This is a genomic window from Synechococcus sp. WH 7805 (assembly GCF_000153285.1).
Lineage (GTDB): Bacteria > Cyanobacteriota > Cyanobacteriia > PCC-6307 > Cyanobiaceae > Synechococcus_C.
The window spans coordinates 842,701-861,406 of the sequence record NZ_CH724168.1; the positions used below are offsets into that span (position 1 = coordinate 842,701).

The 18,706-nt window shown below is 58.4% G+C and carries 27 protein-coding genes; 18 read left to right on the plus strand and 9 right to left on the minus strand.

Annotated features, from left to right (window positions below; all coding sequences use genetic code 11):
• Window positions 1–3 precede the first annotated feature (3 nt).
• Window positions 4–540 (minus strand): photosystem I assembly protein Ycf4, encoded by a 537-nt coding sequence (locus tag WH7805_RS04575; RefSeq protein ID WP_006041822.1) that lies wholly within the window; start codon window positions 538–540, stop codon window positions 4–6.
• Window positions 541–761: 221 nt separating this feature from the next.
• Between WH7805_RS04575 and psbD the strand changes: the two genes are divergently transcribed.
• Entirely contained in the window at window positions 762–1,817 is a 1,056-nt protein-coding gene (gene psbD, locus WH7805_RS04580; RefSeq protein WP_006041823.1) for a photosystem II D2 protein (photosystem q(a) protein), read from the plus strand.
• Window positions 1,801–3,189: a photosystem II reaction center protein CP43 gene (psbC, locus tag WH7805_RS04585; protein ID WP_006041824.1), complete on the plus strand. Its 1,389-nt coding sequence runs from the start codon at window positions 1,801–1,803 to the stop codon at window positions 3,187–3,189. The genes psbD and psbC overlap by 17 nt, the downstream gene beginning before the upstream one ends.
• Window positions 3,190–3,294: 105 nt before the next feature.
• On the opposite strand, the gene WH7805_RS14335 is transcribed toward psbC, so the two are convergent.
• From WH7805_RS14335 to WH7805_RS04600, 4 genes are all read right to left on the minus strand, one after another.
• Window positions 3,295–3,468, minus strand: a complete 174-nt coding sequence (locus tag WH7805_RS14335; protein ID WP_156783605.1) for a hypothetical protein — start codon at window positions 3,466–3,468, stop codon at window positions 3,295–3,297.
• 71 nt (window positions 3,469–3,539) lie between these two features.
• Window positions 3,540–3,689, minus strand: coding sequence for a hypothetical protein (locus tag WH7805_RS14340; RefSeq protein ID WP_156783606.1), 150 nt, complete (start codon window positions 3,687–3,689; stop codon window positions 3,540–3,542).
• Between the two features lie 91 nt (window positions 3,690–3,780).
• Window positions 3,781–4,041 (minus strand): hypothetical protein, encoded by a 261-nt coding sequence (locus tag WH7805_RS04595; RefSeq protein ID WP_006041826.1) that lies wholly within the window; start codon window positions 4,039–4,041, stop codon window positions 3,781–3,783.
• Between the two features lie 75 nt (window positions 4,042–4,116).
• On the minus strand, window positions 4,117–4,692 hold the full coding sequence (locus WH7805_RS04600; protein WP_038004415.1) for a nucleoside triphosphate pyrophosphatase: 576 nt from the start codon (window positions 4,690–4,692) through the stop codon (window positions 4,117–4,119).
• A gap of 48 nt (window positions 4,693–4,740) precedes the next feature.
• Between WH7805_RS04600 and WH7805_RS04605 the strand changes: the two genes are divergently transcribed.
• The 6 genes from WH7805_RS04605 to WH7805_RS04630 all read left to right on the plus strand — a co-directional run bounded on the left by WH7805_RS04605 (window position 4,741) and on the right by WH7805_RS04630 (window position 9,396).
• Window positions 4,741–5,127 (plus strand): Npun_F0494 family protein, encoded by a 387-nt coding sequence (locus WH7805_RS04605; protein ID WP_038004418.1) that lies wholly within the window; start codon window positions 4,741–4,743, stop codon window positions 5,125–5,127.
• 91 nt (window positions 5,128–5,218) lie between these two features.
• The gene (locus WH7805_RS04610; protein ID WP_038005037.1) at window positions 5,219–6,700 is read left to right on the plus strand and encodes a cobyric acid synthase; all 1,482 of its coding nucleotides are present in this window, start codon (window positions 5,219–5,221) and stop codon (window positions 6,698–6,700) included.
• A gap of 8 nt (window positions 6,701–6,708) precedes the next feature.
• Window positions 6,709–6,960, plus strand: coding sequence for a 2Fe-2S iron-sulfur cluster-binding protein (locus WH7805_RS04615; RefSeq protein ID WP_006041830.1), 252 nt, complete (start codon window positions 6,709–6,711; stop codon window positions 6,958–6,960).
• Window positions 6,957–8,159: a chloride channel protein gene (locus WH7805_RS04620; RefSeq protein ID WP_156783607.1), complete on the plus strand. Its 1,203-nt coding sequence runs from the start codon at window positions 6,957–6,959 to the stop codon at window positions 8,157–8,159. The genes WH7805_RS04615 and WH7805_RS04620 overlap by 4 nt, the downstream gene beginning before the upstream one ends.
• Entirely contained in the window at window positions 8,160–9,032 is an 873-nt protein-coding gene (locus WH7805_RS04625; RefSeq protein WP_006041832.1) for an EamA family transporter, read from the plus strand. It begins immediately after the preceding gene.
• 97 nt (window positions 9,033–9,129) lie between these two features.
• Window positions 9,130–9,396, plus strand: coding sequence for a DUF3764 family protein (locus WH7805_RS04630; protein ID WP_006041833.1), 267 nt, complete (start codon window positions 9,130–9,132; stop codon window positions 9,394–9,396).
• On the opposite strand, the gene WH7805_RS14685 is transcribed toward WH7805_RS04630, so the two are convergent.
• Entirely contained in the window at window positions 9,375–9,629 is a 255-nt protein-coding gene (locus tag WH7805_RS14685) for a hypothetical protein (RefSeq protein WP_006041834.1), read from the minus strand. The two genes, WH7805_RS04630 and WH7805_RS14685, sit on opposite strands and share 22 nt — an antisense overlap.
• Before the next feature lie 70 nt (window positions 9,630–9,699).
• Window positions 9,700–10,410: a putative 2OG-Fe(II) oxygenase gene (locus WH7805_RS04640; protein WP_038005039.1), complete on the minus strand. Its 711-nt coding sequence runs from the start codon at window positions 10,408–10,410 to the stop codon at window positions 9,700–9,702.
• A gap of 192 nt (window positions 10,411–10,602) precedes the next feature.
• On the opposite strand from WH7805_RS04640, the gene WH7805_RS04645 reads away from it, so the two are divergent.
• The 4 genes from WH7805_RS04645 to WH7805_RS04660 all read left to right on the plus strand — a co-directional run bounded on the left by WH7805_RS04645 (window position 10,603) and on the right by WH7805_RS04660 (window position 13,711).
• Window positions 10,603–11,346 carry an MBL fold metallo-hydrolase gene (locus WH7805_RS04645; protein ID WP_006041837.1) on the plus strand — a complete coding sequence of 248 codons (744 nt, stop codon included), beginning with the start codon at window positions 10,603–10,605 and terminating at the stop codon, window positions 11,344–11,346.
• A gap of 27 nt (window positions 11,347–11,373) precedes the next feature.
• Window positions 11,374–12,012, plus strand: a complete 639-nt coding sequence (locus WH7805_RS04650) for a secondary thiamine-phosphate synthase enzyme YjbQ (protein WP_006041838.1) — start codon at window positions 11,374–11,376, stop codon at window positions 12,010–12,012.
• On the plus strand, window positions 12,009–13,280 hold the full coding sequence (locus tag WH7805_RS04655) for an MFS transporter (RefSeq protein WP_006041839.1): 1,272 nt from the start codon (window positions 12,009–12,011) through the stop codon (window positions 13,278–13,280). The genes WH7805_RS04650 and WH7805_RS04655 overlap by 4 nt, the downstream gene beginning before the upstream one ends.
• Before the next feature lie 143 nt (window positions 13,281–13,423).
• Window positions 13,424–13,711 (plus strand): hypothetical protein, encoded by a 288-nt coding sequence (locus tag WH7805_RS04660; RefSeq protein WP_006041841.1) that lies wholly within the window; start codon window positions 13,424–13,426, stop codon window positions 13,709–13,711.
• A 108-nt stretch (window positions 13,712–13,819) separates the two neighbouring features.
• Here WH7805_RS04660 and WH7805_RS04665 read toward each other — a convergent pair whose 3' ends face one another.
• Window positions 13,820–14,005 carry a hypothetical protein gene (locus WH7805_RS04665; RefSeq protein ID WP_006041843.1) on the minus strand — a complete coding sequence of 62 codons (186 nt, stop codon included), beginning with the start codon at window positions 14,003–14,005 and terminating at the stop codon, window positions 13,820–13,822.
• 100 nt (window positions 14,006–14,105) lie between these two features.
• Here WH7805_RS04665 and WH7805_RS14345 point away from each other — a divergent pair, with 100 nt between their 5' ends.
• Entirely contained in the window at window positions 14,106–14,258 is a 153-nt protein-coding gene (locus tag WH7805_RS14345) for a hypothetical protein (RefSeq protein WP_006041844.1), read from the plus strand.
• A 100-nt stretch (window positions 14,259–14,358) separates the two neighbouring features.
• On the plus strand, window positions 14,359–14,598 hold the full coding sequence (locus tag WH7805_RS04670; RefSeq protein WP_006041845.1) for a hypothetical protein: 240 nt from the start codon (window positions 14,359–14,361) through the stop codon (window positions 14,596–14,598).
• A gap of 6 nt (window positions 14,599–14,604) precedes the next feature.
• On the opposite strand, the gene WH7805_RS14925 is transcribed toward WH7805_RS04670, so the two are convergent.
• Window positions 14,605–14,907: a hypothetical protein gene (locus tag WH7805_RS14925; protein ID WP_232198950.1), complete on the minus strand. Its 303-nt coding sequence runs from the start codon at window positions 14,905–14,907 to the stop codon at window positions 14,605–14,607.
• 865 nt (window positions 14,908–15,772) lie between these two features.
• On the opposite strand from WH7805_RS14925, the gene WH7805_RS14355 reads away from it, so the two are divergent.
• The 4 genes from WH7805_RS14355 to WH7805_RS04690 all read left to right on the plus strand — a co-directional run bounded on the left by WH7805_RS14355 (window position 15,773) and on the right by WH7805_RS04690 (window position 18,241).
• Window positions 15,773–16,414 (plus strand): hypothetical protein, encoded by a 642-nt coding sequence (locus tag WH7805_RS14355; protein ID WP_156783609.1) that lies wholly within the window; start codon window positions 15,773–15,775, stop codon window positions 16,412–16,414.
• 931 nt (window positions 16,415–17,345) lie between these two features.
• Window positions 17,346–17,750, plus strand: coding sequence for a hypothetical protein (locus tag WH7805_RS14360; protein WP_156783611.1), 405 nt, complete (start codon window positions 17,346–17,348; stop codon window positions 17,748–17,750).
• Window positions 17,751–17,791: 41 nt separating this feature from the next.
• A complete protein-coding gene (locus WH7805_RS04685; RefSeq protein ID WP_198005732.1) occupies window positions 17,792–17,968 on the plus strand; it encodes a hypothetical protein in 177 nt (58 codons plus the stop codon).
• Between the two features lie 63 nt (window positions 17,969–18,031).
• A complete protein-coding gene (locus WH7805_RS04690) occupies window positions 18,032–18,241 on the plus strand; it encodes a hypothetical protein (RefSeq protein WP_232198951.1) in 210 nt (69 codons plus the stop codon).
• The last annotated feature ends 465 nt before the right edge of the window (window positions 18,242–18,706 follow it).

An 18,706-nucleotide genomic window follows, 5' to 3' on the forward strand; every position in this document is an offset into this window, starting at 1 on the left:
AGATCAGAGTCCCTCGAGATTCACGCCCAGAAACCGGGCGAGTTCGGCTCCATCCTGCTCCAACTGGGCGAGGGGAAGGGGTTCACCCACGCGGGTGAGGGGCATGTCACGCCGGCCCTGAACGCGTAATGAAACGCGCCTGCGCGTGTTGAAACCATCGCGCACTTCCACCTTCACAGCCTGAACATCCTTCAGCGGAATTTCCACACTGATCGGCTTGCGAAACCCGCGACGGGAGATGGTGATCACTCCGGCCTGCTTATCGAAGCGATTGGAACCTGAGCCCACATCAATGGCAATCACGGCCCACAGATAGGTCGCTAGAAGAGCAGCAGCAATGCTGTAAAGCCCCATCACCAATCCCTGAGGGACGAACACCAATCCAGCCGGATGCCCAAGGGGCAGCAGGTCCCTGCCGAGATAGCTGGACAGGGAAGCGAACAGAAAGCCAACGCCGCCGATGGTGACCATCACGGCGACCAAAACGTTGGACAGACGGCGCGAGCCCAGCACCGGCTGTTCGAGCAGTTCAGCGGCCATCGAAGCCTGGAAACAGTGCTTATTGTGAACGGTCGGGCCTCAGTGTTGACGAGACGCCCTAGCACTGCCACGAAAGGCCCTGAAAAATCGAAAGAAAGCCCGAAGAAACGCTCCGATACAACGGATTTCAGCTGCAAGCAATCATCCCCGCAGAGCCCGTTGAGATTGTTAAGGTCGCCAGGTATCCCACAGCCTGCGGTTAACCGCACCGTTCTCCTCTCATGACGATCGCTGTAGGACGCGCGCCTCAGCGGGGATGGTTCGACGTCCTCGATGACTGGCTCAAGCGCGACCGCTTCGTTTTTGTCGGCTGGTCCGGCATTCTTCTCTTTCCCACGGCCTACCTGGCCATCGGTGGCTGGCTCACAGGCACCACTTTTGTTACCTCCTGGTACACCCACGGCATTGCCTCCTCGTACCTGGAAGGTTGCAACTTCCTGACCGCTGCTGTCTCCACCCCCGCTGATGCGATGGGACACAGCCTGCTGCTGCTCTGGGGCCCTGAAGCCCAAGGCGACTTCGTTCGCTGGTGTCAGCTCGGCGGTCTCTGGGCCTTCGTGGCTCTGCACGGTGCCTTCGCTCTGATCGGCTTCATGCTGCGTCAGTTCGAGATTGCTCGTCTCGTCGGCATCCGTCCTTACAACGCCATCGCCTTCTCCGGCCCGATTGCGGTGTTCGTCAGTGTTTTCCTGATGTACCCCCTCGGTCAGAGCAGCTGGTTCTTTGCGCCCTCCTTCGGTGTGGCCGCAATCTTCCGCTTCCTCCTCTTCCTCCAGGGCTTCCACAACTGGACCCTGAATCCCTTCCACATGATGGGCGTAGCCGGCATCCTCGGCGGCGCACTGCTTTGCGCCATTCACGGCGCCACCGTGGAAAACACCCTGTTTGAGGACGGTGAGCAGGCCAACACCTTCAAGGCGTTCGAGCCCACCCAGGAAGAAGAGACCTATTCGATGGTCACCGCCAACCGCTTCTGGAGCCAGATCTTCGGAATCGCTTTCTCCAACAAGCGCTGGCTGCACTTCTTCATGCTGTTTGTGCCTGTGATGGGCCTGTGGACCAGCTCCATCGGCATCATCGGCCTAGCCCTCAACCTGCGTGCCTACGACTTCGTGTCGCAGGAGATCCGCGCTGCAGAAGATCCCGAATTCGAGACCTTCTACACCAAGAACATCCTTCTCAATGAAGGTCTGCGTGCCTGGATGGCACCGGCTGACCAGCCGCACGAAAACTTCGTCTTCCCTGAAGAGGTTCTGCCCCGTGGAAACGCCCTTTAATTCCGGTCTTATCGCCACTGGCGGTAAAGACCTCGACTCCACCGGCTACGCCTGGTGGTCTGGAAACGCCCGTCTCATCAACCTGTCCGGCCGTCTGCTGGGTGCCCACGTGGCCCACGCTGGTCTGATGGTGTTCTGGGCCGGCGCCATGATGCTGTTCGAGGTGAGCCACTTCACCTTTGATAAGCCCATGTATGAACAGGGTCTGATCCTGTTCCCCCACGTCGCAACCCTTGGTTACGGCGTTGGTCCTGGTGGTGAGGTCACCGATCTCTACCCCTTCTTCGTGGTGGGTGTGCTGCACCTGATCAGCTCCGCCGTGCTCGGCCTCGGCGGTCTTTATCACGCCCTGCGTGGCCCCGAGATCCTCGAGAACTACTCCTCGTTCTTCTCACAGGACTGGCGTGACAAGAACCAGATGACCAACATCATTGGTTATCACTTGATCCTTCTGGGTGTCGGTTGCCTGCTGCTGGTCTTCAAGGCCATGTTCTTCGGCGGCGTTTACGACACCTGGGCTCCGGGCGGTGGTGATGTACGTCTGATCACCAACCCAACGCTTGATCCCGGTGTGATCTTCGGTTATCTGTTCCGCGCCCCCTTCGGTGGCGAGGGCTGGATCATCGGTGTGAACTCCATGGAGGACATCATCGGTGGCCACATCTGGTTGGGTCTGACCCTGATCTTCGGTGGCATCTGGCACGTGATCACCAAGCCTTTCGGCTGGGTGCGTCGCGCCTTCATCTGGAACGGTGAGGCCTACCTGAGCTACAGCCTTGGAGCTCTGAGCTTCATGAGCTTCATTGCCTCGGCTTACATCTGGTTCAACAACACCGCTTACCCCTCCGAGTTCTACGGCCCCACCAACGCTGAGTCCTCCCAGGCCCAGAGCTTCACCTTCCTCGTGCGTGACCAACGCCTGGGCGCCAATATCGGTTCGGCCATGGGCCCCACCGGTCTTGGTAAGTACCTGATGCGCTCCCCAACCGGTGAGATCATCTTCGGTGGTGAAACCATGCGTTTCTGGGACTTCCGTGGTCCTTGGCTGGAGCCCCTGCGTGGCCCCAATGGCCTGAGCCTCGACAAGCTGCAGAACGACATCCAGCCTTGGCAGGTGCGTCGTGCCGCTGAGTACATGACTCACGCTCCCAATGCTTCCCTCAACTCTGTGGGTGGCATCATCACCGAGCCCAACTCGGTGAACTTCGTGAACATCCGCCAATGGCTGGCTGCCACGCAGTTCATCCTCGCCTTCTTCTTCTTGATCGGTCACCTCTGGCATGCGGGCCGCGCCCGCGCTGCCGCTGCTGGCTTCGAAAAAGGTATTGACCGTCAGGCCGAGCCCACACTGGCTATGCCCGACCTCGACTGATCCACGGATTGATCCCCAACGATCGTCAACCCACCCTCGCCGCAAGGCGGGGGTTTTTTTATTGCACCGATCGGGCCAGGATCCCGGGGGCTGAGCAAGGGTGCGTCAGCGCAATGGAAAAAACTGTTGGGTCCTAACTCCGTTGATCTCGGCATCGGCTTCCGTGACGGACAGCAGCGGAAATGCGCGCTCGCGATCAGACAGCCGGGCCTCAAGACCCTGGTTGCCCTTGCCGTCGGAGACGATCTCCTGCCTGACTGGACGATCACTGAACGCCATCCCGGGGCCAAGACCAGCGATGCAGACATTCGCTCAAACGTTCCCCTTGACCACAGAGCTGGCTGGGGTCGTCAAGACGTTGAAGGCACGCCAAAGATCTTGACCTGGGCCAATTCGGACTTACCAACGGAAAGCGTCCATCCCTTTTTGGACGCCTTGAGCATGTCGACGTTGAATCCGGGCATGCCATACCCGGATAATTTGTTGGAGGCTGCTGCCAACGAAGGGTTCACAACGGTCAACAGCAACGCCAGTTAAGCCACCAGCGCTGCTTTGAACGATCGGCGAAAACAACGCAACATGGACGAGCGATCAGAAACTCATGTCCAGCAGGCCATACCCCTTGGGCGGCTGATCCCGCTGCACCGCCGGGTCTGGCAGGCGGAATCCCTCCGCTGAGCGACTCCAGTCGTCACTGGATTCAGTGAAATAAGCCTGTTCAGCATCCAGCACCATGGACTCATCAGCCTGATCCGTGGCGCTGATGGCGAGTGGCTCCATGGCGGAAGCACTCAGGGTGAGGGAGCCAGACAGGAGCAGCACGCCGAGTCCGGGGAGCAAAAAACGATGCATGGCCAAAGGTGTGAGGAGGGCCTGCTTTTGCTTTAGCTACGGCAAAAGAAAAATGGCAACGCAGCCCATTGACGGTCAAGATCCCTGCGGTAACCAACAACGCAACAGCGGCAAACTGAGGCCGATCACGTTGGAGTAACAGCCGTCGAGGCGCTCAATCACGCAGCCACCCCGCCCTTCCAACGCAAATCCTCCGGCGCATTGCAACGGTTCACCACTGCCCACGTAGGCGTCGATCTCCGCATCACTCAGATCAGCAAACAACACCCGCGTGGTCACGCATTGGCATTGGCTGGAAATCTCGCTCGCTTGCGACATCGCGATCAAACAGTGCCCGGTGTGCAAGTCGCCCCAATGGCCCCGCATCCTTTGCCACCGAGCTTTGGCTTCCTCGGCATCGGCGGGTTTGCCGAACACCTCGCCTTCAAAGGCCAGCACGGAATCACACCCCAACACGGCATGGATCGTTGGATCCGTCAGCTGGGCATGCACCGCTGCGGCCTTGGCCTCAGCCAACAGGCACACGAGGTGAGCTGGCTGGGGATGCTGGATGCCGTCTTCATCCACCCCACTCACCTGCACACGATGGGGGATGCAAGCCTGCTCCAGCAGACGACGGCGGGCCGGGGACGCGGAAGCCAGCAGAAGCATGGGGCCTCAGAGAACGCTGCAGACCCCGAGAATGACAGCGTCAGCAGCATGCGCGTGATCGCCCAGGACCCCAGCGAACTCACCCAGCACGCCCTGCGGCGAGCCCGGCAGGCCGTGCGCTGCCTGCCATTTCGGCGCAGCTTCTACCGGCTCCTGGAAGAGAGCGCCCAAAGCAGCAAGGAGCTGGCCAATCGCCCCGACTGGCGTGTGAACACCTCGCAGCGGCTGGGAGCAGGAGAAACCGAAACGTTGCTCATCTGGCTGATCCAGCTGGGCGTGCTGCGGCGTGAAGTGGATGGTCAGGGGCTCACCGAGCGGGTGAGAATCACGCCGCTGGGCAGGGATGTTCTGGCTGACTGGCCTGAGGTGATTCCTGCTGCCGACCCGCTGAGTCGGGTGATGCACTGGTGCCGGCGTCGCCGCCCGCGCTGGTGAGAGTCGCTCGATCCCCAGACGCGCTGCGATGCTTCGCTGCAGCACCCTCCTCGAGGCAGCCGTGAGCCAAGCGCGAACCCACACCCCGCTGATGGTGCTCGGCACCAGCAGTGGAGCAGGGAAATCGCTGATGACTGCAGCCCTATGCCGGGTGCTGAAACGGCGCGGAGAAACCCCACTTCCCTTCAAAGGGCAGAACATGAGCAACAACGCCTGGGTGGACCCAGGTGGCGGAGAAATGGCCTACTCCCAGGCACTGCAGGCCTGGGCCGCAGGAAGAGAACCCGAATGCGCCATGAATCCGGTGTTGCTCAAACCCCAGGGCGACAGCACAAGCGAGGTGATCCACCTGGGCCGTTCGGTGGGCACCTGCCGCGCCGAGCACTACTACCGCGACTGGTTCCGTCCGGGCTGGGCTGCCATCCGACAGGGATTACACACCCTGCAAGACCAGCGCCCCGAGGGGCGGCTGGTGCTCGAGGGAGCCGGCAGTCCCGTGGAAGTGAACCTTCAGGCGCGCGACCTCACGAACCTGCGCCTGGCTCAATACCTGCGGGCCCGTTGCCTCCTGGTGGCCGACATCGAACGCGGCGGGGTGTTCGCCCAGATCGTGGGGACCCTGGCTTTGCTCAGGCCCGTGGAGCGTCCCCTGATTGGCGGCTTACTGATCAACCGCTTCCGCGGTCGCCGTGAACTGTTCGATGAAGGTCGGCGCTGGCTCGAGCAACACTCCGGCATCCCCGTGCTGGGGGTGATGCCTTGGCTGGATGAACTGTTTCCACCGGAAGATTCCCTCGACCTGCTCGAGCGCCGCGGCCGTAAACGCGGTGCCGAGCTGGAGATCGCTGTGCTGAAGCTGCCATCGCTCAGCAATTTCTCCGACCTCGATCCCCTGGAAGCAGAGCCAACGGTGCAGCTGCGCTGGGTGGAACCTGGCGAGCCCCTGGGAACACCCGATGCGGTGGTGATTCCCGGCAGCAAGCAGACCCTTCGTGATCTGGATCGCCTACACAGCAGCGGACTGGGCAGCGCCGTGCAGCGCTTTGCCCGTTCAGGCGGTGCCGTCTTCGGAGTCTGCGGCGGCATGCAGATGCTCGGCAGGGAACTGGAGGATCCCGATGGACTGGAAGGCCAGGGTCCGGCCAGCAGCAGCGCTGTGGCTGGCCTCGGACTCCTGCCCTTGCGAACACGCTTCGGTGGCGAGAAAGCCCTACGCCATCGGCAGAGCAACGTGCACTGGCCCGTTCACCAACCCAATCTCAGCGTGGAGGGATTCGAGCTCCATCGCGGCCACACGCAAGCACTCGAACCCTGCAGCCCCCTTTGCGAGGACCCAGCACTCGGTTGGGTGGCCGACTGCGGAGACCAGGGAGGCATCGCCGCTGGCACCTATCTCCATGGCATTTTCGACAACGGCCCCTGGCGGCGCCGCTGGCTGAATCAGCTGCGCATCCGACGGGGCCTCGAGCTGCTCAGTGAACAGCAGCCGCACCACAGCCGCCAACGGGATGCCCTTCTCGATCGCCTCGCCGATGCCTTTGAAACCCATGTGAACCTGGAGCCGCTGCTGTGAAATCCGGTATGCCCTCGGAATCGTTGATGGTGTCCATTCAGTGGCCGGACGGACGGCGTAGCCATTGCCCAAAGGGCGAGGACTGGCTTGCCGCCGCCAGGAGCGCAGGCGTTCACATCCCCACCGGCTGCCTTGGCGGAAGTTGCGGCGCCTGCGAAATCGAAGTGAACGGCACCGTGGTGAGGGCCTGCATCAGCACCGTGCCGGCCCCGGCCACTGGTCAACTCACGGTGGAACTGGCCACTGACCCCCACTGGTGACAGACCCTCCACACTCACCCCGCCACACCCTTCTGCGGGGCAGCTTGAGGGCCATGCTGGCAGGAGCGGCCGGCGGAGCCCTGGCGGCTGTTGTGGTGAAAGTTGTCCTGTCCCTACAGGAATGGGTCTGGGGTTCAGCAGTGCTTGAGGGTCTGCCCTCGGAGCGTTCCCTGTGCTGGTGCCTGCTCTGGTGCAGTAGAATCGGCCTGGCCATCAGCCTGCTGCAACGGCACCGGCCCTCCAGCGCCCTGCCTGAACTGGCGCAGACCCTGACGGAGCTGCGCCGGCCCGATGGCCTTCAGACCAGCGAGGGGTCACGCCAGCTGCTCGGAGGAGGTCTGGCGTTAATCGGCGGCGGCACCCTCGGTCCGGAAGCGCTGATGACCCGCTTGATTGCTGTGGCCAGCCATCGCGTCTGGAGGGGCACCGACCGTGACCTGGTGGCTGCGGCGATGGCAGGAACGTTGGGCTTGTTCCACTCCCCCCTCGTGGGAGGGGCAGCGCTGGCTGGCAAGCGCTGGCAGCTGCTCTGGCGCTGGTTGCCAGGCACCCTCGGCGGAGTGGCTGGCTTCGTGGTGTTCAGAGGATTGAGCGACCTGGGCGGCGGCCTGCGCGGCGTGCCCTACGACTGGCCAGTGGATCAAGAGCAGTGGTTCGGGGCACTGGTCGCTGCAGTTCTGGCAGGTCTCGTGGGCTGCTGCATCGGTGTGCTGCTGGGCCATTGGCGCCATTGGCTGCGGTCGCTGTCCCTGCAGGAACGCTTCTGGTTCACCCCGGTGCTAACCGGTCTGATCCTTGGCTTCAGCCTCTGGGCCCTGCCGCTGTCTGTGTTCTCTGGAGAGAACCAGCTCAAGCCCCTGGTGCTCGGCGCCTGGTCGCTGAGCACTGGCGTGCTGCTGCTGTCAGCGCTCTTCAAGCTGCTGTTGGTGGGCCTCTGCCTGGAAACTGGCTGGAAAGGGGGGCAATTCTTCCCTGTGATCCTGGCCAGCAGTGCCCTGGGCATGGGGCTGCATGAATGCCTGCCTTGTCTCGGAGGCCTGCAGAGCTGGAGTTCCGGCGTTGTGGGCGGCAGCTTGTCCGTTCTGCTCAACTCACCAGTCCTGGGATTGATGCTTGGCCTCACACTCCTTCAAGGCCATGGAGCCGGAGCACTTGTGATCGGCCTTCTCGTAGGCCAGCTGATCCAACGCAAACGCTGAATGGGTGTTCTTGCTGGACTCTTCGCAGCATTGGCCTGGACCCTGGCCAGCAGCCTCTGGCGCGGACTGGTGACCTCCCTGAGCGCACTGCAGCTCAATGGCCTCAAAAACGCCATCGCCTGCATGGCGCTGCTGCCCGTGCTGATCAGCCTCCCCTGGACACACGAAGTCCCCGGATTGTTGCTGCTGCTGCTCAGTGGCGGCATCGGGATCTCGCTGGGGGACAGCTTTTACCTGGCTGCATTGCGGCGTTTGGGAACACGCCGCACCCTCACTCTCGAATCACTCTCTCCTCTGGCAGCGGCCAGCGGTGGTCTACTGGTGATGGGGGAACGGCTCTCAAGCCAGGCTTGGCTCGGCACTGTCATGGTCACTGTGTCAGTGGTGTTGGTGGCCCGGCAACAACCGCCGGATGACACCAGCCGAAACGACCGGAGCACTCGCGAACAGATCATCGGGCTGACGTTGGCCCTGGCGGCGGTGATCTGCGGTGTGACAGGAGCGGCGGTCTCCCGCAACGTTCTGATGACCACGGATCTGAGCCCGATCCAAAGCGCCTCCGCCAGGCTGCTCGGCGGCTTGCTGCTGCTGCTTCCCTGGTTGCGTTTCCATACGGCGTTTCCGCAGCCCCGACCAAAGATCGCCCGTTGGCCTCGGGTGCTGCTGGCCACCGGGCTGGGCACCGTTCTGGGGATCCTTCTGCAGCAGGTGGTACTGCAACAGCTGCCTCTTGGTGTTGGCATCACAGTGCTCAGCACCGCACCGGTGATGGCGCTGTTGGTGGCCCGTGCAGAAGGCGATCATCCGCTCGCCGCTGGATGGCTGGCCTCGGCGCTGGCGGTGGTAGGGGTGGCTCTCGCCGTTAGGGGTTAAGCCCCTACGGTTTTTGCACCAGACGATTGAGTAGTGAAGCCGATTTAAGGATTGCTAATTCTGGTGATAGTTTCCGCCAGCACCTTGATCCTGGTCGATGGAAACCCACGTCCTTACTTTCACAATCACCAAGTCATTCAGCGATTGGGCCAAGGTCTACGACGAGTCACTGCCATTCCAGAAAACGCTTGGAATCACCTCCCTGTTCCGCGGTGTCAGCAAGGATGATCCCTCCAAGGTGTGTGCGGTGATGCAGGCAATGCCGGGTGTGCTGGAGCAGTTCATCGCCGACAACACAGACATGATTGCCTCCTCAGGGCATGTCCTAGAGAGCACGTTGACTCAAGTTTTCATCGATTCCTGATGGCCTGACGTCCAGCACGGGCCTGGACCACCCAGAACACGGGGGGCGCGGTCAGCAACGATGGGTCGAGTTGACAGCTGTGTTGGATCCTTCACATCGAGAGCAGCGGCTGGCAGTCCATCCCTGAGACCGCGGCGGAACGGAACCTGCAACTCAATGTTCAGCATCTGATGGCGGATGATCAGCTGATCGAGATTCCTCTGTCCGTCCTGATCCGGTCTCGCTGCGCGCATTACTTGCTGCAACAGCTCTGTTTGTTCGATGAATCTTGAATCAATGCAACCAATGAACTCTGACGGGTCTCTAAAACCCTTTGGCCGTGGGGCGCTGACTCGAGAGAGAAATGTTGCCGAGGGGTTGCTGCTTTGAGGGTTGCTGCATCGCGGCTGGCGCAACACCAGGTATTGCCACGGCATTGAAGGCAAGAGACCAGCGTTCCCCGTCTCCACGGAAGGGCATCACCGAATGGGGTTGCCAGGCCGGGAACACATAGAACTCTCCGGGGATGGGAAGCACGTAATGCGCCATTCCGGTACGGAACGATTGCAGATGCCAGTCTTCCGGGCCGTGGAAGCAGAGTTGGCCATCAAAACTGTTGGCATTGATCTGGGGTGGCACCTTCAGAAAGATCACCCCGGAAAAGCTGCCGCCGTGGGTATGGGTGGGGTTGTAGTCACCTGCGGTCTGGCAATTGAGCCAGAGATCAATCATCTGCAAGCGGTAGCGACCGGGAACCCAGGGGCCCCGACCTTGGGGAGGCTGACGGTCCATCACGTGGCGGATCCAACGCTCGCAAGCAGGCAGAAGGTGGTTGTTGCTGAGGTCCTGCACTCCGGGTTGCTCAGGCCGCAGTTCGCGTTGCTGACGCAGTTGACCCGCCAGCTTCGCGGATGCATCGGGGCTCGAATCTGGATTGGCCAGAATGCTCTCACTCAGTGCAATCAGTTGCTGGAGCAGAGGATCCGGCAGGGTGCCCCGCAGGATGGAGCGGGGAAACAGATCGAGAACGTCCACCAATGGCTGGTCTTCTCCTGGCATTTTGGCAGCCCAAAAGAGGGTGGGCTGCTCATCCCGATCGTGATGCTGCGTCACGCACTCCTTGTGCAGTTACTGCTTGTGATCACCGTTGCCGCAGCGGGAACAGTCGTAGCTCTCGTCGTCAGAGGTTGAACCCCTACGGTTTTTGCATTGAAAAAAGATGCACCCATGACCGCAACTGCCACTTACCTCGGCGCCAATGGTTGGTTTCTCGAGGTTGCGGATCTGCGCGTGCTGTTGGACCCCTGGCTGTTTGGCCCCCTGGTGTTTCCCCCTGGCCCCTGGCTGCTGAAAGGAGAGATGCCCTCGCTGCAGCCTGTGCCTGAGTCAATTGATCTGCTGCTGCTCACCCAGGGCCTTCAGGATCACGCCCACCCTGAAACCCTCATGATGTTGAGCAAAGATCTGCCCGTGGTGGGATCTGCCGCAGCGGCCAAGGTGGCGAAGCGGCTGGGCTTCACCTCCGTTCAGACGCTTAACCCTGGTGAAAGCACAGAGCGTGGCCCTTTGCAGATTCGCGCCACCGCTGGTGCTGCCGTTCCGGCCGTGGAGAACGGGTACCTGCTCGACTGGCCTGGTGGATCTCTCTACTTAGAACCCCATGGGGTGCTGGATCCCTCCCTAGAGGAGCGCCCCGTGCAGACGGTGATCACACCTGTGGTGGATTTAGGCCTGCCCCTGGTGGGCAACTTCATCACCGGCGCCAGCGTGATGCCGGATCTGATCAGCCGCTTTCAGCCCCAACAGGTGCTGGCAAGCACCACAGGCGGAGACGTGCGCTTCAGCGGCCTGATCAGCAAAGTGCTGGAAGCTGGCGGTCAGTCGGAAGCCAGCCCTGAGGCCACCGAGAGATGCATGCTGATCACCCCCACCGTGGGTGAAGCCATTCCCCTCGCAGCGAGCCCTAGCTAAAGCGATAAGAATCGGAACAGAACGTCAATGGCGCTGGATCAAGCGCTCAGCCGACTGGAGATACAGACCAAGGGTTCAGGCTTCAATCGCATCGATGGTTCCCTGAACAATTGGATCCGCAGCACCCAGATGCAGTGCGGCGTTGTACATCTCACCTGCCTGCACACCAGTTGCAGCCTCACCATCAATGAAAACGCCGACCCGCGGGTGCTGCTGGATCTCGCGGCCTGGATGGACGCGATCGTTCCGCAGGATGGCGCCGGTCCACTGGCAGCCAACGGACAGCGGCGGCGTTACCTGCATGACGACGAAGGCAACGACGACATGCCGGCCCACATCCGCACCGCGCTCACCCATCAAACCCTGAGCCTGAGTGTCGAGAACGGCCAACTGCTTCTCGGGACCTGGCAAGCCGTGTATCTCTGGGAACACCGCTCGGCGCCTCACCGGCGCACGATCGCTTGTCACCTGATCGGTGAAACACGAACAAACAAGAAAGCCGTTGCCGACACCAGCACCAACCTGCAACGCCGCAATGGCGAAAAACTGAATGAACTGGTGCAGGCAAAACACATCCCGGAAGCCTGGGCCGAGGATGGCGGCGTGGACACCGAGGTGGATCTACTCATCGACCGCCTGCATGAAATCGCAGACGACCCACGATGACCCCGACGAAACCGACAGCCAGCACCACCAGGGTTCTGCTGGCCGGCCTGATCGGCAACGTGATGGAGTGGTACGACTTCGCGGTGTATGGCTACTTCGCCACGGTGATCGGCCGTGAGTTCTTCCCATCGAGCGACCCTGCCAGCTCCCTGATCGGAGCCTTCGGAGCCTTTGCCGCAGGCTTTCTGGTGCGGCCCTTGGGCGGTGTGGTGTTCGGCCGCATCGGCGACCTATTCGGTCGTCGCCGTGCCCTCAGCCTCTCGGTGATGGCGATGGCAATCCCAACCGTGCTGATGGGAGTGCTGCCAACCCATCAACAAATCGGTGTAGCGGCTCCGATCGCCGTGGTGGTGCTGCGGTTGATCCAGGGGCTGTCCGTAGGCGGCGAGTACACCAGCTCGATCATTTTTCTGAGCGAACATGCCCCCCAGCGCCAGCGAGGGTTCTACGCGATCTGGGGGCTATGGGGCTCCGTGCTGGGCATGCTGTTGGGATCCGGCTTCGGGGATTTACTCGCCCACACCCTGACGCCCGATCAGTTGGGGAGCTGGGGTTGGCGTTTGCCCTTCGTCTTGGGAGCTCTTGTTGCCTTCACTGGCATTGTCATTCGCCAGGGGATCGGCGCGGAGGTAATCGAACCGAAGGTGCGAGCACCGGTACGGGAGACGTTCGGACGTTACCGGCTGCAGGTGCTGCAGGTGATGGCCCTGAACATCGCCAGCAGCGTCGGCTACTACGCCACCTTTGTGTATGCCGTGAGCTATTTGGAAGACATCGACAACTTCCGCGACACCACAGCGCTGAGCCTGAACACCGGCATCCTCGCGGTGCTCTTGCTGTTGTATCCGATTGCGGCCTGGCTATCGGATCGCATCGGACGCAAACCGATGCTGATCAGCGGGTCTGCCTTGATGTGTTTCGGTGCGCTGTCGTTTTTTGATCTGATGCACAGCACTGACCCGCAGCTGGTGCTGCGCGGAGAACTCGGACTCACCATTGCGGTCGCCCTGCTCGCTGGCGGTAAGAATCCAGCCAATGTGGAGCTGATGCCCGCAGCTGTGCGATGCACCGGTCTGGCCGTGGCCTTCAACATCGCCGAGGGTTATTTCGGAGGGACCACCCCCTTGATTGCCACCTGGTTGATCAGCCGCACAGGCAATCCAATGCTTCCAGGAGCCTGGGTGGCTCTGGCAGGGCTGATCACTTTGATCACGGCGGTTTTCTTTACCCGCGAAACAGCATTCCGGCCCTTGGAGGAGTCACCCTGAAAGAGGGTTGCTACAAGGAAACCATCCGCATTTTTGGCCATGAACGCCGAGCGTGAGATCTGGCCAATGGTGCTGGTGGCCGCCAGCGTGGTGATGCTCTTGATCACCAGCAGCGGTACGTTTGAGGTGGTGGGAGCTGGCTGATGTGTCTTTTTGCTGCGCTCGGGCTGATCGCACCGCGAATCATCCTGATCCTGTTGTGGATTTTCAGTCCAGCCTTCGTTCTGGAACCATTCATGGGTCTGCCGATCCCCAACCCAATTCTTCCTCTGCTGGGAGTGGTGCTTCTCCCCACCACCACCTTGGGTCTGTGCTTCGCCCAATCCTCTTTCGGGGGGTTGAGCAGTTTCAGCGGTCTGCTGGTGGTAGCCATCGGCCTGGTGATTGATGCCGGTTTGATCGGTAACGGCCGAGGACTGGCGAAGCGCTAACTGAGCTCAGTTGGAGCTCTGTCCATCATCCATCGACCTTCGCACCAGAAACTGGGTCAGTGACAGCAGGGCAATCAAGGCACCAGCAGCAATCAGAAGGGTCATGGCTCAGGAACGCTCACGCATCAGCTGATCCAAGCGTGAACGCATGCGCATGAACTGGGAGCGCTCCCGCTCATTCAAGTCCACTCGACGTGAGGACACCCACAGCACCAAGACAGTTGACGCCAGCCCTACAGCAAACAGTGCCAGAGAGATGGCATCAGGATGATCGAGCACCAATCGTTCAGACATCAAGGCATCAGCCTTGCATGAACTGTTGGGAATGGCTGTGAATACTCATTGACGAAAAGCCTGCAGATTTCAACGGTGTAGACAGTGAAGATGATCAGCCATGACAACACCTACTGCAGGGCAGCGAACGACCACCTTGAAACCGGGTAGCAAGCCGGATCGAAGAGCTCAACAGGAGTACATCGAAGCCTGGATGCGCGACGACGACATCAACCGACGGGAACGCCTCAATCACATCGAGTACGACTGCTGAAAAACGGCTACAGGACGTCGCCGATCAGACCAGTCATCATCATCTCTGCAAGCAAAGAATCAACTGAGATGAGAACGACTCAATCAACAAAAGAAATCTCATGAACAACCTGCTCAGAATCGCTCCGCTATCAATTGCGCTTTTCTTAATCGGAACAAGCGGTCTCAGCTCCAAAGCGGGTTCAGCCTCGTTTCAGTCGGTCGATCAGGACGTGGCCACAAATCGTGCTTTGGGCAAAGTTCCTGCAGGAAAAACGGTCACCGACACATCCTGCGAAGAAAAACAAGCCGGAGGGATCGGGGGTGAAACTCTCTACCGCTGCACCGTGACTTGGGATTAAGTGGGATCAAATTGCAACTGTTGTGGAGACGTCATTTAGCGATGGCGTGAAGCAAATCCAGTGCAACCGATGTTGCTCATTGCTCCCCCTCCGAGCCAGAACAAGCATCGGGACAACAACATCACCGCGTTCAATCCGCTCTCTATAAGCGATCACGAGTTGGCGATATCGACAGGCAGTCCAACCATGGTGTTCGACCATACAGCTTTGCCAGTAATCACGAAGAGATCGTTGACAGTCATCCATGCCGAAGTGTTGCCAGCAAACTTGCTGAGCAACCAGCGGCTCCACTCCATCGGCGATCAGCATGCGGTAATGCACAAGTTCAGGAGATTCCTCACGCCCCTCAGGCGGAAGGTAACAACGGAGCTGACTGAGCTGAATACGGTCAAGGCGCATCCAGCAACGATCTCTCAATAAAACAGGTAGCGACCAAGACCAAACACCGGCATGATGAACATCAATGAGAACTTGGCGGAGACCTTCACGCTGCTTGATCGTGAGACCTGTCAACAGCGCATTTGCATTATCCCTCCATCCCATGCGCAATCATCATCTGAAAATCAGTCTAATACCAAGCACGAAGAGGCCCAGGAGTCGAGTTACCACCAAAGGGCAGGCGACAAGGCCTAACAGCACAAACAGATTGAACGACAGCAAAGGCCACCCTGAAGAGGCAAATCATTCCGCAATAATCAAAACAACCAGGCCATCATTCATTCAACAAAATCATTAATCAGTCAGATTCAACACATCCAAACGGACACAGGAACGGCAAATTATTTGGCAGCTGCGTTAGGTGCCATACCCCCCATCGCCGCCAGCATGCCCACAAAAGCGACCAATGAGTCGATGCAAACAAGCTCACAGAACTCCACTACAGTCCCAATCTGTACATCAAAGCAACAGCCGCATTGGATGGCCACGAAATAGGGCCAAAAACATCGCTTCGCGATCGAAAAGCATCCGACCGTTGACTCAATAGAGCAAATCAAGTGAGCCAATAATCAAACAATAGCAAGAGAATACCCACCATTAAACCCAAACAAGCGCGCCACAAGAACCGAAGGAAGACCTTCAACCCCCAACAAAAAGAGACAAACGAATCCATCAGTTACAGAAGGAAACAAGTTACTCATCTTCTGGAAACGATTTGAACATGATCAGCAGTAGGATGGCGCGAGATCAATTCACCATGATGAGATTCACGCTTGCTGCTCTTGCTCTTATTTATGGCGCAACCGCGTACAGCATCAACGCTGACGAACTCAACGTGACTTATCAGTGCTTTGATCGCAAAACCAAGAGACCCATCGCAGCCAGCAGTGTCGACTTGAGCACAGAAGAAATAGGTTGTGAGTTGATAACGCCCGAAAGGAATTCACAAGTACCCGAAGAAACAGACAAAAACACATCAACGCCTGAAAACCCTTCTGCAAACGAAGAAGCTTCAACCTTCAAGACTACGATCAATTTTGAAAAACAAGCGTGGGAATCATTAGCGACTCAAACACAAGATCAAGTCAACGTCTATCCGCGAAGCTTCCCACTCGCAGCTCGACGCGCTATTAATCTAGCAAGAGGATCAGTCGTAACATTCAACGGAGGCCTAAGGATTTACCGGCCAGGATCATGCATGTTTACGAGTGCCGTGAACAATCCATGCCTCATTCACGCGAGTCGGGACGGCTTCCAGTTTCTAGTCCCAGGCGGCAAGCCAGGGTGGGAACAGTCGAATGCTCAACCAGAAACAACAACCAGAGTATGGATCTCGGGTGATGGAAGAACACTCTTGAACGCTAGCAGCGCAGACTAAAAGCGCTTAAGCCTCTAATCCCCCTCTTAATACTGAGGGCCTCAGCACAAAACAAGGAAAACGCTAAATAGATCACCTAAAAGATAAATTCATTCTCCTCACATGAGAAAAAGTGGTCTTCGTAATCATCACGTTCTTGCTTGAGCAAAGGCCAAACCCAGTCTCGCGCGATCTCGCGTTCTAACCAATCAATCATCTCCTTTTCAGAATGAGATTGTGGTGACCATAAAGGAGAATCTTGGCATTTCATCTGACTACTAGTAAGCAGGTCGTCATCGTTAAAGTAACGAGCGACAATCGCCTGATGCGACTCAAACCCATCAATTCGCTTTACGCATAAATCCATTCCATCCGCAGACAACGCCGAGTAATGCCGTTTACATTGATCCCACCTGAGAATTGCCAACCTGAACATCGCCACAAAACAATCCGAAACCTTGAGACAAGTTGAGGCAAGAACCAACGCCCTCTGAAGAGGCACAAACCCCAAACTCACTGCAGCATTGAGAACGACTCATAACCAGGGAGGCAGGCTTTCCTTAACCACCTCAAGAAAATCAAACCCCAAAATGCAATCAATCAAAAACTAGTATCAACCACCGAGAAGCGAGAAAGATAAACGATGCAAATACATCCAACACAAACTAAACACTTAATTTGAATCTCTAAAAAGAGCCACAATCACTCACTTTTCGTCCTTACATTCAATGGAGCCAAGGAGACTCGAACTCCTGACCCCCTGCATGGTATCTGCCGGGTCAAAATCCAAACCTGCGGGGTCAAACCATCGCATAAAACTGTCATAAAGCCAATTTCTCACTGGAATTCAGGCTGAGCATGGGCACGCTTATTGCAACCCGATATGGCTTGTTACAGCATTTTTGGGCACATTTTTGGGTACATTTCCAGCAGTGTTCCCTGCTGAGACGAGGTGCCCAGGAAGACGCAGGAAACGCCATGGGAGAAGCGGTTAAGGCAATCGCTCAAGGATGAACATGGTCTGGGTTGGTCTCTAAAGAACCGATGGGGAAAAGCGCAACTGATCCGCAGGCTTGAGAACTTTGAACAGTCGGTGGTGTTCGACATCGAATGGGCCCCGGCCAACAGAACCGCAATCTTGAACAGCGTCAGCGGAATCCGAACAAGGCTCGAAGAGCATCCCGAACTCACCGTTAAAGAATCTCGCGATGGTTACCGGGCTTCAACTGCCCACCCCCTGGGGAGTGATGCAACAGGTGCATCAGGCGGCTGGATCACATTCGAAACGGATTTCTCAATGCCCATAGCGGCCTACGGGACAACACCAGTGCCTAGCTCAAGCGGATCGTCATCGTGATGGAAGAGACGAAACCCAAGCCACAAACGGGGCTGGCGGTGATGAAGGCATACGCTGACCGCCACTTTCCGGAGATGACGACGGGTGGCGTGGGGCGTAAACGCAATCTCGATGGCGTCAGCCGCTTTCTGAAATTTGGCGTTGAGCGCTACGAAGTCGCCAGATGTTATCTCCCCCCTGCTGATGCCGCTCTGGAAGCCAGTCGGGAGGATTTATGACTGGCGTCGGGTTGGTGGGATACATGGGGCTGCGTCCATCGGCACTGGCGACATTGACGGTCAATGACGCAGGCAAGGCGTATGTCGGTGCGATCCAGCGATGAACTGGTCAGCGCTGAGGTGATGGAGGTGGCCATGGCGGTTGTCGATCAGCTGATCAACGAAACCAAGACTTTTCACACTGCTCTACCCCTGGAATCCACCGTGTTGATGCAGCACATCCTCTCGATCAACGGAGATCTGAGCTGGATCCGACCTCATACGTGGCGGTGATGGCAACGACAATCTCCAGGGCAACTTCGGCAACGACAGCATTGGAGGATGTGGAAGGTCACTGATTTCAAGAGGCAGTCGGAAGCAGACAAAAGTCCTCTATGGGCAAATTTTCTTCACCCAACTTGCAGAAAATTCATTTGCGGTACCCATCACCAGAGCATCCATCACGCCGAAGATGGAATCGTTGTGGAGTTAGGACATAAGCTGCGCTTATCAGCAGGGTCCAACCCGTGAACTCGGCTGCTGCGTTGCACAAACGGAACAGGTGTTGCAGGTATTTATCACTAAGCAATCTCCGAGAGGATGAACAGCTCACCAGAGCAAATGAACTCTAAAAAGCATTTCTTTTACTCCAGAAAGACGAAAACCCAGGGACTTAAGCTTTTCTCAAGACCCTGGCTTTTGGCTAAGTAATAGTGCCTAACAGTCACTCACCGAGGAGCAAGCAAACCCAAGAGTCTC

Coding starts and splice junctions, on each gene's coding strand:
- WH7805_RS04690 (WP_232198951.1), top strand. CDS start 18,032: ATGACGCAGGCAAGGCGTATGTCGGTGCGATCCAGCGATGAACTGGTC.
- WH7805_RS14335 (WP_156783605.1), bottom strand. CDS start 3,468: ATGGCGTTCAGTGATCGTCCAGTCAGGCAGGAGATCGTCTCCGACGGC.
- WH7805_RS04575 (WP_006041822.1), bottom strand. CDS start 540: ATGGCCGCTGAACTGCTCGAACAGCCGGTGCTGGGCTCGCGCCGTCTG.
- WH7805_RS04655 (WP_006041839.1), top strand. CDS start 12,009: ATGACCCCGACGAAACCGACAGCCAGCACCACCAGGGTTCTGCTGGCC.
- WH7805_RS04660 (WP_006041841.1), top strand. CDS start 13,424: ATGTGTCTTTTTGCTGCGCTCGGGCTGATCGCACCGCGAATCATCCTG.
- WH7805_RS04630 (WP_006041833.1), top strand. CDS start 9,130: ATGGAAACCCACGTCCTTACTTTCACAATCACCAAGTCATTCAGCGAT.
- WH7805_RS04665 (WP_006041843.1), bottom strand. CDS start 14,005: ATGTCTGAACGATTGGTGCTCGATCATCCTGATGCCATCTCTCTGGCA.
- WH7805_RS14355 (WP_156783609.1), top strand. CDS start 15,773: ATGGCGCGAGATCAATTCACCATGATGAGATTCACGCTTGCTGCTCTT.
- psbD (WP_006041823.1), top strand. CDS start 762: ATGACGATCGCTGTAGGACGCGCGCCTCAGCGGGGATGGTTCGACGTC.
- WH7805_RS04600 (WP_038004415.1), bottom strand. CDS start 4,692: ATGCTTCTGCTGGCTTCCGCGTCCCCGGCCCGCCGTCGTCTGCTGGAG.
- WH7805_RS04625 (WP_006041832.1), top strand. CDS start 8,160: ATGGGTGTTCTTGCTGGACTCTTCGCAGCATTGGCCTGGACCCTGGCC.
- WH7805_RS04610 (WP_038005037.1), top strand. CDS start 5,219: ATGGTGCTCGGCACCAGCAGTGGAGCAGGGAAATCGCTGATGACTGCA.
- WH7805_RS04595 (WP_006041826.1), bottom strand. CDS start 4,041: ATGCATCGTTTTTTGCTCCCCGGACTCGGCGTGCTGCTCCTGTCTGGC.
- WH7805_RS14925 (WP_232198950.1), bottom strand. CDS start 14,907: ATGCTGATCGCCGATGGAGTGGAGCCGCTGGTTGCTCAGCAAGTTTGC.
- WH7805_RS04650 (WP_006041838.1), top strand. CDS start 11,374: ATGGCGCTGGATCAAGCGCTCAGCCGACTGGAGATACAGACCAAGGGT.
- WH7805_RS04605 (WP_038004418.1), top strand. CDS start 4,741: ATGCGCGTGATCGCCCAGGACCCCAGCGAACTCACCCAGCACGCCCTG.
- WH7805_RS04685 (WP_198005732.1), top strand. CDS start 17,792: ATGAAGGCATACGCTGACCGCCACTTTCCGGAGATGACGACGGGTGGC.
- WH7805_RS04670 (WP_006041845.1), top strand. CDS start 14,359: ATGAACAACCTGCTCAGAATCGCTCCGCTATCAATTGCGCTTTTCTTA.
- WH7805_RS04645 (WP_006041837.1), top strand. CDS start 10,603: ATGACCGCAACTGCCACTTACCTCGGCGCCAATGGTTGGTTTCTCGAG.
- WH7805_RS14345 (WP_006041844.1), top strand. CDS start 14,106: ATGACAACACCTACTGCAGGGCAGCGAACGACCACCTTGAAACCGGGT.
- WH7805_RS14685 (WP_006041834.1), bottom strand. CDS start 9,629: ATGCGCGCAGCGAGACCGGATCAGGACGGACAGAGGAATCTCGATCAG.
- WH7805_RS04615 (WP_006041830.1), top strand. CDS start 6,709: ATGCCCTCGGAATCGTTGATGGTGTCCATTCAGTGGCCGGACGGACGG.